The following is a 17,401-nucleotide window of genomic DNA, read 5'->3' on the forward strand; positions in this document are numbered from 1 at the left end:
CCAGTACGACGCAGAGCGCAGCCGATCGAAGGGACACACCGGATGGATCCGCACGGAATCGGGACCGAAGAACTGCGGGCGCAGGTCGCAGAACTGATCGGCACCGAGCCCGAGGCCGTGTCGCTCGATGCGAATCTGTTCGAGTTGGGACTGGAATCGATCGTGCTGATGCGGCTGGTCGGCAGATTCCGCAAACAGGGTAGGGCGGTGACATTCGCCGATCTTGCTGCGCGGCCCACGGTCTCGGCATGGTCCGAACTTGTCGGTGCAGCAATCGAACCGGCACCCGGGCCCACTGCCCGCACATCGGAGTCGAACCGGCTCGACACCGGCAGCTTCGATCTCGCCGTGCTCCAGCACGCCTACTGGATCGGCCGCAGCGCAGAGCAGCGGTTCGGCGGCGTCGCTCCGCATCTGTACACCGAGTTCGACGGCGAAGGGGTCGATCCCGATCGACTGCGCAACGCGCTCGACGGCGTGGCCTGCAGGCACGACATGCTGCGGGCTCGGATCACCGACAACGGACAGCAAGTGATCGAGTCCACCCCGGGGTGGCGCGGGTTGACGGTCCACGATCTGCGGCGCGCAGACGACGCAGCGGCGAAACTGGAACGAACTCGACAACGATTGACCCATCACATGCTCGATATCGAAGCGGGAGAGGTGTTCTCGGCCGATCTGTCGCTGCTGCCGGACGGTCGAACTCGGCTGCATCTCGACATGGACATGATCGCAGGCGACGCCGTCAGCTTTCGCATCCTGGTCGCAGATCTGGCGCAGGCATACGACGGCCGGTCGCTCCCCGCCATCGACTACAGCTACGAGCGCTACCTCACCGACCGGCCGGAGGATCGCCGCAACGCTCGGGCGCAGGCCGAACGGTACTGGTCCGACCGACTCGATTCTCTGCCCGGAGCGCCCACTCTGCCTTTGCTCGAATGCGATTCAGGCTCCCCCGTAGCAACACGGTGGGCATTCCATCTCGACTCGCAGGCGTATTCGCACTTGCAGTCGCAGGCTCGTGCGCACGGCGTCACCCCGGCGGTCACGGTGGCAGCGGCCTTCGCCGAGGTGGTCGGGGCGTGGTCGCGTGAGCAGCGATTCATCCTCAATGTCCCCATGTTCGACCGTGCCCCGACGCACCCGGCCGTCGGTCAACTGGTCGGCGACTTCTCGTCCTCGGTCATGTTGGATGTCGATCTGAGCGAAAACCTTTCGTTCGCGGAGCGGTCCCGGCAGCTGCGGGCCCGTCTGCACGAAGACGCCTCGCACGTCGACTACTCCGGAGTGGAGGTACTTCGCGACCTCGGTCGTCGCAGAGGGGAGCCGGTACTCGCTCCCGTCGTCTTCACCAGTGCACTCGGATTGGGCGAGCTGTTCGACGGCCGTGCGCGCGAGGTGTTCGGGGACCCGGTGTGGATCATGTCGCAGGGACCGCAGGTGGTTCTGGACGCACAGATCACCGAGCTCGACGGCGGTGTGTTGGTCAATTGGGACATTCGCGAGAACGAGTTCCTGCCAGGGGTTCCCGAGGCGATGTTCGACGCCTTCGAGACGCTCGTTCGCAGCATCGTCGTCGACGATGCCGTCTGGAGGAAGCCGGTGGGCCAGCTGGCTCCGTCGCGTCAACTTCTCTCGCGGACCCCGGCCGCCGATGTACCGCGCACGGATGCGTCGCCGACGGTCGGGACCAGGACTTTGCACCGCGCCTTCTTCGACCGGGCGGCCGGAACACCGGACGCGATCGCTCTCGAGTGGGGCGACGACGAGTCGATGACCTACAGCGAATTGTGCGACCGCGCTCTGAGAGTGGCTGCGGCGCTGACGGATCGCGGGGTTGCAGTGGGCGACACCGTAGGGGTGACGCTGCCGAAGGGGCCCGACCAAGTCGCTGCAGTTCTCGGTGTGCTCGCCGCGGGTGGGGTGTACGTGCCGATCGGCGTCGACCAACCGGCGACTCGGGCTGCGCTGATCGCTGGTAGAGCCGGCTTCACGGTGACGATCGGGGGATCGGGTGACGACGGCCTCGCTGTCGCCGACGCCGTCCTCGGGGAGCCTCTGCCCGCACCGCATCTCGGACCCGACACCGCTCCCGCGTACATGATCTTCACGTCCGGTTCGACGGGCGAACCGAAGGGTGTCGTGGTCTCGCATCGCGCCGCGATGAACACGATCAGCGACCTGATCGGACGATTCGAGCTGGACGAGGAGTACCGTCCGTTGTGCCTGTCCGAGTTGGACTTCGACCTGTGCACCTTCGACCTGTTCTCGGTGTTCGCGGCCGGCGGTACGGCCGTGCTCATCGAGGAACAGGAGCGCAAGGATCCACAGCGCTGGGCCACTCTGATCCGTGCGCGTCGAGTCACGGTGATCAGCTGCGTACCGCCGCTGTTGGACATGATCCTGTCCACCGGTGAGGATCTGGGCGGTTCGCTCGAGGTCGTCATGCTCGGCGGGGACAAGGTGGGTATCGACCTCTACCGCCGGCTGACAGCGGCGGTTCCTGGATGCCGGTTCGCCGGACTCGGTGGCGCTACGGAAACCGCGATCCACAACAGCATCTGCGAGGTCGTCGACGTCGATCCGAATTGGCGCACAATCCCGTTCGGTGTGCCGCTCGGGTCCATGGCGCTTCGAGTGGTCGATGCGCGTGGGCACCAGGTGCCGGACTGGGTACCCGGCGAGCTGTGGGTCGCAGGCGTCGGTCTCGCCGACGGCTACCTGGGCGATCCCGAGCGTACGAACGAGCGCTTCGTCGACGCCGATGGTTACCGCTGGTACCGCACCGGCGATCTGGTTCGCTACGGCACGGGCCCGACGGTCGAGACCGGCCCCATGGTCGAATTCATTGGTCGCGTGGACAATCAGATCAAGATCAACGGATTCCGCATCGAGCTCGGCGAGATCGAGTCCGTCCTGTGCGACGACGCCGAGGTCGCCTCTGCGGCAGCGGTCGTCGACCGGGTCGGAGCTGCAGTTGTGATGGCAGCAGTGGTGCTCGCCGATCGCGACGCCGACCCGGACGAGACCGTTGCGGGCATCATCGCCAGGGCTGCCGAGCGTCTGCCCGCACACATGGTGCCGGAACGGACGGTGGCACTGCGGGCCTTGCCGCTCACCGTGAACGGCAAGATCGATTCCGCGGCCATCGTCGAACAGTGCCGCGCAGCAGGCAATACCGAGCGGGTGCGGGCGCGAGTGGCCCCCAGAACCCACCTCGAGCGCGCACTCGCCTCGATCTGGCAGACGGTGCTCGGTGTCGACGAGATCGGGGTCACCGACACCCTGTTCGCGCTGGGCGGCGACTCCGTCCTCGCGACCACGATCGTCGCCCGAACCCGCGCGGCCTTCGACATCACGTACGTCACGGTGAGGATGCTGTTCGCTGCCCCGACGGTATCGGGGCTGGCGGAGTCGATGATCGTCGCGGCAGGCGATACCGAGCTGCTCGAGGCGACGGCTGAGATCTACGTGTCGATCGAATCCATGTCGGAGGACCAACTGCTGGCGGCCCTCGATCAGCAGCACACGCCCTGACTCGACATCACTCACTCCTTCCACGATCGGGAATCCACAGTGCACACAGTCATCGAGCACAATGCCGACTTCGTACCGTTCGACTCGGGCCGTGCCCAGACGTACCTCGACGCCGGCCTGTGGCGCGGAACAACGCTCCCCGAAGTATTCGAGTCATGGGCACACCGGTTCGGCTCTCGTCGCGCGGTCGTCGACGAGCTCGAGGCACTGACGTACGACGAGTTGCACACGCGCGTACGAACGACCGCAGCAGGGTTTGCCGACCGTGGGATCGAGCCGGGTGATCGGGTGGTGGTGCAACTGCCCAATTCGGTGTCGTTCGCGGTTGTGCTGTTCGCGTTGCTCGAGTGCGGCGCGGTTCCCGTGCTCACTCTCCCCGCACACAGACGCCGCGAAATCGTCCACCTTGCAGCCACATCGAAGGCCGTCGCGTACGTCATCGCGGAGCGGGACGGAAATTTCGACTACCGAGCGCTCGCCGACGAGACAGTGGAGTCGGTTCCGAGCATTCGGGACGTCTTCGTCGATGGTTCGTGCGGTTCGAGCGGGTCGCACAGTCCGTTGGCTGCCGTCGTCGGTGCGCCACGGGAGTTTCCACGTGCGTCCGCCGCGGATGTCGCAGTGCTGTTGGTGTCCGGCGGAACGACCGGTCTGCCGAAGTTGATTCCGCGTACCCACAACGACTACGAGTTCAACGCACGGGCGAGCGCCGACGTCTGTGAATTGACGGCCGAGGACGTGTATCTCGCCGTTCTCCCCGCTGCTCACAACTTTCCACTGGCGTGTCCTGGTCTGCTCGGTGCGCTCGGCGTCGGTGCGACGGTGGTGTTTTCCCGTAGCGCCAGCCCCGATCAGGTGTTCGCGCTGATCGACAAGTATCGCGTCACGGTGACCGCACTCGTGCCGACGCTGACGCATCTGTGGTGCGAGGCCACCGAATGGGAGGAGGCGGACCTGTCCAGTCTGCGGTTGTTGCAGGTCGGTGGAGCGAAGTTGACGCCCGAGGTCGCCAAGCTCGTCGAGCCGGCCCTCGGGTGCCGGTTGCAGCAGGTGTTCGGGATGGCCGAGGGGCTGTTGAACTACACGCGGGCAGGCGACGGACCGGACGTGGTGATCGGCACCCAAGGGCGTCCGTTGTCCGAGTTCGACGAGATCAGAATCGTCGACGCCGACGGGAACGACGTCCCGGCAGGCGACGTGGGCGAGCTGCTCACCCGCGGTCCGTACACCATCAACGGTTACTACGCTGCGGCAGAGCACAATACGACGGCCATCACCCCCGACGGCTTCTACCGCAGCGGAGACCAGGTTCGCGCGCTGCCGTCAGGACACCTGGTCGTCACCGGTCGGATCAAGGACGTCATCACCCGAAACGGTGAGAACGTCGCGGCGGACGAGCTGGAGGATCTGTTGCTCACGCACCACGGAATAGCCCGAGTAGCGGTGATAGGCGTACCCGATCCCGCTGTGGGCGAGAGTATCTGCGCTGTGATCGTGCCGAACGGCAGCTCTCGGAACGACAGCGTTCCGACCGTGGCCGAGGTGCGGGCATTCCTGACCGACGCAGGCTGCGCCGGGTTCAAGCTACCCGACCGGGTGGTGGCACGAACGTCGCTTCCCGTCACGGCAATCGGCAAAGTGGACAAGGCGTTGCTCGTCAGGCAGTCGGCCGAGCGGCAGGCGAGTCGATGAACCCGGTGGATCTCGACGACGTCAAGCGTCGACTGCTGCAGGATCGGCTCCGGCGCGCCCGGGGCGGCGAGACCGTCGAGGTCGAGCGCGGTCCTCTCGCGAACCTCGAATCGTCCGAATTCGACTCGCTGAAAGCCCGATTCGGATCCATCGACGATGTGTGGCCGCTATCTGCGCTGCAGCTCGGGTTGGTGTATCAGGTCGGCGTCGACGCACACGCCGCCGGGCTCTACACCGTCCGCACCGTCGTCGAGGTCGATCGGGTTCTGGACGGTGACAAGGTCCGGCGCGCTCTGCAATCGGTGGTCGACACCACCGCGGCGCTGCGCACGGCGTTCGTCACCCCTGAGGGCGAGGGGCCGGTCCAAGTGGTCTTGTCCTTCGTCCAGGCACCACTGACGGTGATCGACCTGGGTGGCTGCTCGGCGAACGAGGTGGACGCGGCGTGGAACCGGGTACTCGCGCAAGACCGGGATCGGGCATTCGACATCGACGTACCCCCACTGTTCAGGCTGACTCTCGTACACCTGCCCGGCGGCGTCGACCGTCTGCTGACGACCTACTGGTTCGGCTGTTTCGACGGCGGTTCCTCCGCGTTGCTTGTCTCTCGTGTTCTCGAGCTGCACGACGGCGCAGACACGCACGTCGATCACGGCTATCGGGAGTACCTGCGCTGGTTGATCTCTCGCGACCGCTCCGAATCCGAGCAGGCATGGCAACGCTGGTTCGCCGATGTCGACAGCCCTACACTCGTGGCCGGCGCGGCCGATGGCGAGGACGAGCCCCCTCGGCGAATCGAACGCAGGCTCTCGGCGGCGGCGTCGGGCCGACTCGACAGCATTGCCCGCGAGTCCGGCTCGACACTGTTCACGGTGCTCGCTGCCGCCTGGGCAAGCGTGCTGATGCGCGTATCCGGTCGATCCGACGTGGTCTTCGGCACCGCCGTCGCGGGCCGACCGATGGAGGTGCCGGGATCCGAGCGCGCGATCGGAGCGTTCATCAGCACCGTGCCGATTCGAGTCACGGCGCAGGGATCGGATACAGCCGCGAACATCGCTGCGCGGGTGCAGGATCAGCGACTGGATCTGATGCCGCACGACACGCTCGGCCTGGGCGGTATCCAGAAGGCGATCGGTGCGGGTGCGCTGTTCGACACCCTGCTGGTGCTGCGCAACGCAGCCGGTCCCGCAGCCGATGCGGCCGGCGCGCCGAAGCGGCAGGTGCGGCACATCTCGACCGTCGACGGGTCGGAGTTCCCGGTGTCGATTGCCGTCGACCCCGGGATGGAACTGAACCTGTCGGTGACCTACCTGCCGACGTCGGTGGACGACGAGAGGGCGAGCTACCTGCTCGATTCTTTCGAGGACGCCTTGAATACCGTTGCCGAGCGATCCGATCTGCCGATCTCACGGTGGCCTGCACCGGCCACCGAATCGGCGAGCATCGCAGACAACGGTTTCGGTGACAGGCTGGAGCGGCTGCGCGATTCCACGATCGCCGAGTTGCTCGCAGACCGCGCCGCGGCCGTCCCCGAGACGACGGCGCTGGTGTTCGGAGACGAACGAGTGACGTTTGGAGAACTGGACTCTCGGGTCAGTGCATGTGCGGGTGCTCTGCTGCGCCGCGGTGCCGGTCCGGAGCGTATCGTCGCCCTCGCGCTCCCGCGGTCGATAGAGATGGTGGTGGCGTTGTTCGCGGTACTGCGCACCGGTTCGGCGTACCTCCCTCTCGAACTGGACTACCCGAACGATCGACTCGACGTCATGTTGGCGGATGCGAAGCCGGCGATCCTGTTGACGACCACCGAAACGCAGTCGCGTGGACTGACGACCGACGCCGCCGTGATGGTCGTCGACGATCCCTCGGTAGCAACGGAATTGTCGATCCGCGTCGACCCCTCGCAGTTCGCCCACGGTCCGTTCGCACCCGGTATACCCGGTCGCCTCGAGCACCCGGCTTACGTCATCTACACCTCGGGCTCGACCGGCACGCCCAAAGGCGTCGTCACCCCGTATCGGGGATTGACGAACATGCAGATCAACCACCGAGACGAGATCTTCGTCCCCACCATCGCCGCGGCCGGGGGTCGGACGCTGCGGATCGCGCACACCGTCTCGTTCTCCTTCGACATGTCGTGGGAAGAGCTGCTGTGGCTCGTCGAAGGCCACGAGGTGCATGTCTGTGACGAGGAATTGCGCCGCGACGGTGAGGCATTGGCGCGATACTGCGAGCAGAACCTGATCGACGTGGTGAACGTGACGCCCACGTATGCCGGGCACCTGCTGGATCTGGGACTGCTGAACGAGCACGACGGGCATCGGATTCCACTGGTCCTCCTCGGCGGGGAGGCAGTTCCCGATTCGTTGTGGCAGCAACTGGGAGACGTTGGATACAACCTGTACGGCCCCACCGAGTACACGATCAACGCGCTCGGTGCCGGCACGCGGCAGAGCAACAGCCCGTCGATCGGTGGGCCGATCCTCGGTACCCGCGCGTATGTTCTGGACCAGTGGCTGCGACCGGTTCCAGTGGGATCCGTGGGTGAGCTGCACTTGTCCGGTGTGGGACTGGCCCGCGGCTATTTGCACCGATACGGCCAGACGGCCACCAGATTCGTCGCGGATCCGTGGGCACCGGGTGAGCGAATGTACCGGACCGGCGATCTGGTTCGGATCAGGCCAGACGGCCTGTTCGACTATCTGGGCCGTGCCGACGACCAGGTGAAGATCCGTGGCTATCGAGTCGAGGCAGCAGAAGTCGAACGGGCAGTGGCGAACTGCGATGCGGTTGCCGGCGCGGTGGTTCGGGCTGTGGAGATCGGCGCGGGTACTCGTGCGCTCGCGGCGTACGTGGTTCCCACAGACGGCGTAGCGTCCGAGGACCGTTCCGCGTTGTTCGGATCGATTCGAGACGAGTTGGCGGCAGTGTTGCCGGAGTACATGGTTCCCACGTTGTTCGCTGCGCTGGAGCGTATTCCGATGACCATCAACGGCAAGCTCGATGTACGGGCTCTCCCGGCTGTCGATGCGGCAGGAGGCGGTACGTTCGTGCCGCCGCGCACTCCCGTGGAGACGATGCTGTGCGAGATCGTCGAAGCGGTTCTCGGGGTCACCCGGGTTGGCATCGACGACGACTTCTTTGCCCTCGGTGGCGACAGCATCACCTCACTCGCCGTGGCGTCGCGGGCGCGCAAGGCGTCCATCCCGCTGGCACCGCGCGAGGTGATGCGAAAACGAACGGTGCGGATGTTCGGGGCGGAGCTCGTCACCGAGGACACCGCCCGACCCTCGGTATCTGCCGAGGCGGCCACCGTGGATCTGTCCCAGGACGAGCTCGACGAATTCGAAAGCAGTATGTGAGTGACGAACACGACGGCCGAGACCGCGGCAACACCGCAATCCAAGATCGCTGCGGTTCTGCCGCTCACGGCGCTGCAGGTCGGTATGTATCTGCAGTCGAGTCTTGCTGCAGCGAAACTGGATCCGTATCTCTCGCAGACGGTGTTGGACCTGGCCGCCCCGGTTCGAGTCGACCGCCTCACTCGAGCTCTCGAGCACCTACTCGAGCGCCATCCGAACATCAAGGCGTTACTGCGCCAGCGCCGCAACGGTGATCTGGTGTGGGTGGTTCCGCGCGCATCGACACCGGAGCTGACAGCTGTCGAAGGTGACTGGAACGATCATCTCGGCCGCGACAGGGCCGCCGCATTTGCGTTCTTCGACGGGCCGTTGATTAGGTTCGCGTATTCGACCGGCCCTCGGCCGCCGCGGGTACTGATCACCTACCATCACGCCCTGATGGACGGATGGTCCGAGGCCATCTTCGTTCGAGAGCTCATCGCTCTCTACGAGGGCGGGGAGTCGGCTGCGTTGCCGCCGGCACCCGACTACCGAAATTACCTTGCCTGGACGGCAGGTCAGGACCGCGACGCGGCCAGGGCGCACTGGGCGGATCACCTCGACGGCTTCGAGCGCCCCACGCTGATCGCCGGCGATGCACCGCAATCGAATTCGTGCTCTCGTATCGATCTCGACATCGACGAGGCGCTGGCACGACGCGTGGCGAACTACGCGCGCAGCCGCGGTGCGACGACGAACGTGGTGGTGCAGGTTGCCTGGGCGTCGATGCTCGCGGCTCGGACCGGAGCAGGCGACGTGGCGTTCGGAATGGCGGCATCCCTGAGGCCGTTCGATCTCGACGGTGCGGAGGCGATGGTCGGTCTGTTGCTCAACACCGTGCCTGTTCGGATTCGATTCGGTACGAGCGAGTCCGTCGCCGATGTGGTCGATCGCCTGCAGACAGATCACCTCGACCTGGAGGAGCATCGATTTCTGGGACTGTCCGAGATCGCCGGAACCGTTGGATGCAGTGAGCTTTTCGACACGATCGTCGTGTATCAGAACTACCCGGCACTGCCTTCCGAAGCGAGCGCGGTCGTTGACGAGGTCACGGTACTGGGCGCTCACATGAGTTTCCCGATGGCTCTGATCGTCGGTCCCGACCCTGCTCTGTGGGCATTCGTGCTGCACGACGACGCAGCCGTCGATCATCGTTCGGCCACGTTGTGCGCCGAGGCTTTCGTCGAGATGCTCGTCCGGATGACGAGCCGTCCGGACGTCGATGTGCCGCAGCTTCTCTCGGCCCCCGACGGCCAGGGATACAGTGTGGGTCCGGACCGGGCAGCGCCGACGCTGGAGATGGCCCTCGCCGACAGGTTTGCGCAGTCGAGCGAGAGCATCGCGTTGACGGTCGGCGATGTGGCGATCACGTACGCCGAACTCCGATCCCGGGTGGCCGAGGTGTCGACCCGGCTACGCAGCTGGGGTATCGGGACCGAGAGCCGCGTCGCTATCTCTCTCGGCAGGGGCATCGATATGGTGGCGGCGCTGCTGGCGACCCTCGACGTGGGTGCGGTGTTCGTACCCATAGACATTCGCTACCCGCGTGAGCGCATCGACTACGTGCTCGCAGACTCTCGCCACGACATTCTGTTGGTCGACGACGCCACCCCCACGGCGCTGACCGCTCTCGAGACCGCGAAGAGAATCGATTCGAGCTCGACTACCGAGGTGGTGGAAGAACCCTTCGCCCGGAGCATCCCAGGTGACTGCGGGGCCTATCTGGTGTACACCTCGGGTTCGACCGGTATGCCCAAGGGAGTGCTCGGAACCAGAAGCGCGCTGGCCAATCGTCTGCACTGGGCGACACTGTACTGGGGCGGTCCCACGAGCCGGATTGCCAAGAGCTCACTGTCGTTCATCGACGGAGCAACCGAACTGCTGACCGGAATTCTCGCGGGCCAACGCCTGGTGTTGGCGCAGGATCACGAGTATGCCGATGCGAGGGCATTGGTCGAGCTCGTCGTTCGATCCGGGGCCGAGCAGATCACCGCCGTCGGGTCACTCACCGCGGCATTTGCGACGACCTCGCCGCAGGAATGCTGTTCGCTGACCAGTTGGATTCTCAGCGGAGAGCCGTTGACCGGCAACACGATCGATGCGATCCGACGCGCCACCCCCGATGCGTCGGTGCACAACTCCTACGGTTCCTCCGAGGTGGCTGGCGACGTTGCCGTGCACAGGGTCGCAGGCGACCCGGCCGTCATCGGAACGGCGGTGGACAACACGGTCCTCGGCGTGCTCGACGACCGACTGCTACCCCTGAGAACAGGGATCGGCGGCGAACTCTACGTCTCGGGGGTGCAGCTCGCCCGTGGATATTTCGGTAGACCGGCCGAGACCGCCGCACGGTTCGTTGCAGACCCGGGCGGGGACGGCGGCCGGATGTACCGCACCGGTGACCGCGCCCGCATCCTCGACGACGGTGCGCTCGAATTCCTGGGACGTGCCGACCGGCAGGTCAAGGTCCGGGGCCATCGCGTCGAGCTGGGGGAGGTCGAAAACCTCACTGTCGATATCGAATCCGTGGATGCGTGTGCAGTGGTCGCAGTGACCGACCATGCGGGCGCAACCGTGCTCGTTGCTTACGCGACCCCCGGCAGTGTCGATACAGCCGCAGTACGCGACGTCCTGCGCGGGCGGGTGCCCGAGTATCTGGTGCCGGCGTTCTGGGTGGCGATCGACCGCCTACCGAGTACTCCCAACGGCAAAACGGACCGGGTGGCTCTGACGCAGCGCGGGATTCCCGAGAACGGACCGAGCCGGTCACGAGCAGCTGCCACCGACGACGAGCGTTGCCTCGTCGACCTTTTCGCCGATGCGACTCGTGTGGGTGCCGAGTCGATCGGGGTCGACGACGACTTCTTCGCGTTGGGCGGCGACAGCATCACCGCCATCACCATGGTTCATCACGCACGGGGTGCCGGATTGGTGATCACGACCGCCGACGTCTTCGAGTGCCGCACAGTCGCTGGACTGGTCGACCGAGCTCGGAACGCCGAAACAGCAAGCGCTGCAATAGAACCCAAGATCATTGCGCCGCTACTGGACGCACAGGACCTGACCGAGTTGCGCACACTCGGTATCGATACCGAGCAGGCACGTCCGGCAACTCCGCTGCAGCAAGGGCTGGCATTCCAGTCGGTCGCTGCAGGAGACGGACTGGAGGAAATCTACGTCATCGCCACCGAGTTCGAGGTACGAGGCGAGCTACACATCGGAAGACTCGAGGACGCGCTCGACGCATTGTCCGAGCGCCACCCGGCTCTGCGCTCACGCTTTCTCACCCTGAATTCCGGGATCACCGTCGCGGTCCGCGACACGGAACGAGTGCACGTGCGCAGGCACACGGTCGAGGATCCGGCTTCTGCCGAGGCGCGCGCCCTGGTCGAGGAGGATCGACGCACCTTCGACATCGAGCACGGACCTCTCGTGCGAGTTCTGTTGCTGGACTGCGGGGAACAGCGACACCGCGTGGTGCTGACCGTGCACCATCTTCTCGTCGACGGGTGGTCGATGGGGACCGTCGGGACCGAGTTGTTCATGCTCTACCGTGGCCGGGATCTACCGGCTCCGGCGTCGTTCGACGACTATCTTCGATGGCTGTCGCGGCGGGACGGCTCGTCGATCGATGTATGGCGTCGAGCGCTCGGTGCCGACGTGGTGCCGACAATCCTGGCCCCGACCGCGTCGCCGTCCGAGGAGCGATCCGAGGCCCGAGAAATCGAGATGCGGTGGGCTGTGCAGGACACAGCACGCCTGACCGCCTCTGCTCGTCGTCGATCGGTGACGGTGAGCGAATTGATCAATGCGGCATGGGCCGTGGTGCTCTCGGCGTTCACCGATTCCGGATCGGTGGTGTTCGGATCCACTGTGTCGGGACGCCCGACCGACCTGGACCGCGTCGGCGACATGGTCGGGCTGTTCATCAATACCATCCCGGTGCGCGTCGACATCGGGCCTGACGCCACCGTGTCGTCGGTTCTCGCGGGCCTCCGGGATTTCTCCGTCGCCGTGGCCGCACATCATCACGTCGGTCTCGCAGACGTCCAGAAGGCCCTCGGAGTGGGAACGCTGTTCGACACCCTCGTGGTGTTCGAGAACTTCGCTGCCGCCGATACCTCCGGTGTCGATACCGAGGACTTCTCGGTCTCGGTCGCCGGGTTCCACACGGTGACGCACTACCCACTGACGTTGACGGTGTTTCCGGGCGAGGAACTGCGGTTGGTGGTGGAATATCGAAGCGACGCAGTATCGGTCGAGCGTGCACGGGCGGTGGCGTCGGCCATGACGGCGGTGCTTCGGACGTTTGCCGAGGCGGGGGATCCACTCATTGCGTCGGTGCCCCTCGTGGACGAGGCAACGGCGCACCGGCTCACCGCCGAGCAGGCGGGCATCGCGCGCAGATATCCGTCCGAAACGTTGGTCGAACTCTTTTCCGAGCAGGTGGCGCTGCAGCCCGACGCGATCGCCGTTCAGGACGCCGCCACGGCATTGACGTTCGCCGAGTTGGACTGCTTGTCCAACAGAACGGCACGGTGGCTCATCGATGCAGGCGTGGGTGCCGAGGACCTCGTGGCCGTCGTGGCCCCGCGCACGGTGATCACGATGGCGGCAATCCTCGGCGTGATGAAGTCCGGGGCCGCATATCTGCCGATCGATCCGAACTGGCCGGCCGACCGCACCAGCCAGATTCTCGACGACGCACAGCCGGTGGTCACGGTGACCGCGGAATCCGTTGCATCGCTTGCTGCTTCAGCCACTGATTCGGTAGGCATCACCGATGCCGAACGGCGGGCACCGTTGCATCCCGACCACCCCGTGTATTCGATCTACACCTCGGGCACGACAGGTGTGCCCAAGGGCGTTCTGGTCCCACACCGTGGCCTGACGAACCTGTACCACTCGCATCGCGAGAACGTGCACGAGCCGGCTGCCCGACGCGCGGGTAAGTCGACTCTGAACGTGGCGCACGCGTGGTCGATGGCCTTCGACGCGTCCTGGCAGCCGCAGCTGTGGCTGTTCGGCGGCCACACAGTGCATCTGATCGATCCCGAGACAGTTCTCGATCCGGTGGAACTGACTGCACGGTTGACTGCGCTGTCGGCAGACTTCATCGAGGTCGTGCCGTCGTTGCTCGAGCAGATGCTGAGATCGGGTTCGATCGACACACTCTCGACGGTCGGGGTCGGGGGAGAAGCGGTGTCCGCCGAGCTGTGGAATCGGTTGCGTAGCAGGCAGACACTGGTGGCGTACAACTTCTACGGGCCGACCGAAGCGACGGTCGATTCGGTGTACACCTCCACCGAACTGTCGAGTGATCCGGTGATAGGCCGGCCGGTGACCAACATGCAGGCCTATGTGCTGGACAGAAGTCTGCGACTGGTGCCGCCCGGCGTGTTCGGCGAGCTCTACCTCGCCGGGCCCGGCGTCGTGCGGGGATACCGGAATGCGCCGGGGCGCACGGCACACCGATTCGTTGCCGATCCCTTCGCGGCAGACGGGACGCGGCTGTACCGGACCGGGGACCTCGTCGCGTGGACCGAGAACGGCACACTGCGGTACGGGGGCCGCTCGGACGATCAGGTGAAAATTCGCGGTCACCGCGTCGAAGTGGGCGAGGTCGAGGTCCGGCTGCGCGAGTTCGACGCCGTGGCCGACGCGCGGGTGGTGGTGCGTGGATCCGAGAACGGGAATGCCGTGCTCGCCGGCTATGTGGTGGCGGAACAGGGACATTCGCTGGATCCGAATGTCGTTCGTGCTCGCCTGCGCGGTCTGCTGCCGTCGTACATGGTGCCGGCGTCGCTGACGGTGCTCGATGCGTTTCCCGTCCTACCGAACGGCAAGCTCGATGCTTCTGCATTGCCCGAACCCGAGCTCGCGACGCGCTCGGGGCGTCCCCCGAATTCCGATGCGGAGCGGCAGATCGCCGCGGCCGCAGCCGCGGTGTTGCACGTGACCGAGGTCGGTGCCGACGACGATTTCTTCGACCTGGGCGGAGACAGCATCATGGCGATGGAGCTGGCCGCGAGGCTCCGGTCGGCAGGCCTCACGGTGTCGCCGCGGCACATCGTGTCACTCCGAACACCGGAAGGCATTGCAGAAAAGCTCGTTTCGACAGGGTCGCAGCCAGAAGTCGTCACGATCGATCCGTACGGAACCGTGCCGTTGACACCCATAGTGCGGTGGATGGACGCACTCGACGGGCCCATCGACGAGATCTCGCAGGCGGTGTTGCTGGAGGCTCCGGCGTCGCTCACCCAAGGCTCGCTGACGGAGCTGGTCTCGCTGTTGACCGACCGGCATCCGATTCTGAACTCGCGCTTCGAACGCAACCCTGGCTCCGAGTCGATCTTCACGGTGTTGCCGGACGGTGCCGACGTGCGTCCGTGGATTCGCATCTTCGATGTCGACGGACTGACCGAGTCCGAGTTGGCCGACCGTGTCGGTGTCGAATCACGAGCTGCGCGTGCCCGATTGAGCCCGGCCGACGCGAGGATGGTCGACATCGTGTGGCTGCGACACCGAACCGACCCCGAATCGTCCGGTGAGCTGCTGATCACGTTGCATCATCTCGTGGTCGACGGCGTGAGCTGGCGGATCTTGTTGCCCGATCTGGTCGCTCTGTGGAAGCAGACAGCCACCGAGCGAAGCCCGATCGGTCCGTCGATGCGGCAGTGGGCGCACGAGGTGCTCGCTCTCGCAACCGCACCTCGGGTTCTCGCCGACCTCGACTACTGGGCGAGCGTCGGCGACGGAGCGACATCGATCCCTCCGACGCGTCCGCTCGACCCGGCGGTCGATACGGGGGCCCGCGTGCGCACAGTCGACTTCGTGCTGCGGGAGGACGAGAGCGCGCACCTGTTGTCGGCCGCCACGGTTCGCCTCGGCGTCTCCGTCGAACACCTGTTGTTGGCCACATTCGCTGCTGCGACGGCGGAGTGGATCGACAGCGCAGCAACGGGTCCGCAGTCGTTCGTCGTCGACGTGGAGGGGCACGGACGGTCGGGAATCGCCTCCGATCGTGTGGATGGTTCGTCGGTGGTCGGCTGGCTCACGGCAGTGTTCCCGCTGCGCATCACCGCGCAGAGTGGGGATCACCGCACACTGATCGCGCACGAGGCGAATCCCGCTGCTGCAGAAACTGTTCTGCATGAATTAGCAGAATCGGCCAAGGCGTCGAGGGAGTCCGTGCCGGGGGATGGATCCACCTACGGAATGCTGCGGTGGATGGGCGGCGAGGCCGAAGACGTGCTGCATGGAAGTCTGGATGCAGCAATCGAATTCAACTACCTCGGTCGTTTCGATGCGGCGGCCGGCGGGCCGTTCGGTGCCAGCCGGTTACGCAGCAGTCTCGATTCGACCCCCGGTGTGAACACCCCCTGCAGCTATGCGCTGATCGTGGACAGCTACATCCACGACGAGCATGGCTCGTCGGTACTGGGGGTGACGATGACCTGGCCCGAGGAGGTGCTCGACAGAGTCGAGGAACTCGCGAAGCTCTGGCATGAGGCGTTGTCGGCAACGCGTCGAATTCTCGACACCGCGACAAGCTAGTGAGGCAAGCATTACCTCATTAGTGTTACCTTGTCAGTCGCCTCACCCGGTCGGGTGTGGGACGCCGTAGTGCGTGGTCGAGTCGAGAGGTACCGAGCAACGATGAAGGTTCGTACGAAGTGGATGAGGAGCGCCGCGTCGATTGCGCTCGCCGGAGGGCTCACCATCGCTCTCGCCGCCGGCTGCAGCAGTACCGAGGAAGCGCCTGCAACCGAGTCCACCACCGCCGCGCAGGAATCTGCATTTCCGGTCACCATCGATTCCGCACTCGGATCCGCGACCATTCCCGAGGCTCCGAAGCGGATCGCCACCTGGGGTTGGTCCAACCAGGACGCCATTCTCGCCCTCGGTGTCGTGCCCGTCGCCATGCCGACCTTCGACGGCGCACAGTACGGAGCGGACGACCGCGGCATCTTGCAGTGGGACGCCACGGCGCTCGCCGACCTCGGCGGCGAGACCCCCACGCTGCTCTCCGGCGACGGAACCGGAGCGGTACCCGTCGAGCAGTTCGCCGCTGCCGCCCCCGATCTGATCTTCGCCCCGTACTCGGGATTGACCCAGGACGAGTTCGACAAGCTCTCCGACATCGCACCGGTCGTCGCGTACCCGGACGAGCAGTGGACGACATCCTGGGAAGACCAGCTCACCATCGCGGGCAAGGCCCTCGGCAAGGAGAAGGAGGCCGCAGATCTGGTGGCCGGAGTCGAGAGCTCCATCTCCGACGCGGCCGCGAAGTACCCGGCGCTGCAGGGCAAGACGGTCACGATCGCGCTTCCCAACGCGCCCGGCACGTTCGCCGTCAGCAAGGACGACGACGTCCGTGTCGAGTTCCTCGAACAGCTCGGGCTGGTGAACGAACCCACCATCCAAGAGGCCGACCCGGCCAAGGATCCCGAGGCCGTGTACTTCGAGCTCAGTCTCGAGCAGGCCTCTCTGCTGACGTCGGATGTGTTGTTCGTCGTCGCCTACGACAAGGAATCGCTCGGCGGCTTCCTGGTCGAACCGGCTGTGGCCTCGCAGCCCGTGCTGGCGCAGGGTCGTACCGCGTCGACCGAAAGTCTCAGTGCCGACAAGAACTTCGCGTTCGGTGGTCTGACGGTGCTGACCATTCCGTACATCCTCGACGACGTGGCATCGGCGCTGAACACCGCCGCCGAGAACGTCCAGGGCTGATCCGAGCGCAGGCCCACCCGACGCACCACACATCTGCATTTTCG

5 protein-coding genes are annotated in these 17,401 nt (G+C 65.5%); all 5 read left to right on the forward strand.

Going from position 1 to position 17,401, the window contains the following annotated elements; genetic code table 11:
- Positions 1-42 precede the first annotated feature (42 nt).
- Complete coding sequence (locus QM797_RS08100; protein WP_283274772.1) at positions 43-3,537, forward strand: non-ribosomal peptide synthetase; 3,495 nt, start codon at positions 43-45, stop codon at positions 3,535-3,537.
- A gap of 39 nt (positions 3,538-3,576) precedes the next feature.
- Complete coding sequence (locus QM797_RS08105; protein ID WP_283274773.1) at positions 3,577-5,229, forward strand: (2,3-dihydroxybenzoyl)adenylate synthase; 1,653 nt, start codon at positions 3,577-3,579, stop codon at positions 5,227-5,229.
- On the forward strand, positions 5,226-8,588 hold the full coding sequence (locus QM797_RS08110; RefSeq protein ID WP_283274774.1) for a non-ribosomal peptide synthetase: 3,363 nt from the start codon (positions 5,226-5,228) through the stop codon (positions 8,586-8,588). Before QM797_RS08105 ends, QM797_RS08110 begins: the two co-directional genes overlap by 4 nt.
- On the forward strand, positions 8,589-16,184 hold the full coding sequence (locus QM797_RS08115) for a non-ribosomal peptide synthetase (RefSeq protein ID WP_283274775.1): 7,596 nt from the start codon (positions 8,589-8,591) through the stop codon (positions 16,182-16,184).
- Between the two features lie 102 nt (positions 16,185-16,286).
- A complete protein-coding gene (locus QM797_RS08120; protein ID WP_283274776.1) occupies positions 16,287-17,357 on the forward strand; it encodes an ABC transporter substrate-binding protein in 1,071 nt (356 codons plus the stop codon).
- The last annotated feature ends 44 nt before the right edge of the window (positions 17,358-17,401 follow it).

Origin of the sequence: Rhodococcus sp. IEGM 1381, from assembly GCF_030056795.1 — a bacterium.
Classification (GTDB): domain Bacteria; phylum Actinomycetota; class Actinomycetes; order Mycobacteriales; family Mycobacteriaceae; genus Rhodococcoides.

Coding starts and splice junctions, on each gene's coding strand:
- QM797_RS08120 (WP_283274776.1), top strand. CDS start 16,287: ATGAAGGTTCGTACGAAGTGGATGAGGAGCGCCGCGTCGATTGCGCTC.
- QM797_RS08110 (WP_283274774.1), top strand. CDS start 5,226: ATGAACCCGGTGGATCTCGACGACGTCAAGCGTCGACTGCTGCAGGAT.
- QM797_RS08100 (WP_283274772.1), top strand. CDS start 43: ATGGATCCGCACGGAATCGGGACCGAAGAACTGCGGGCGCAGGTCGCA.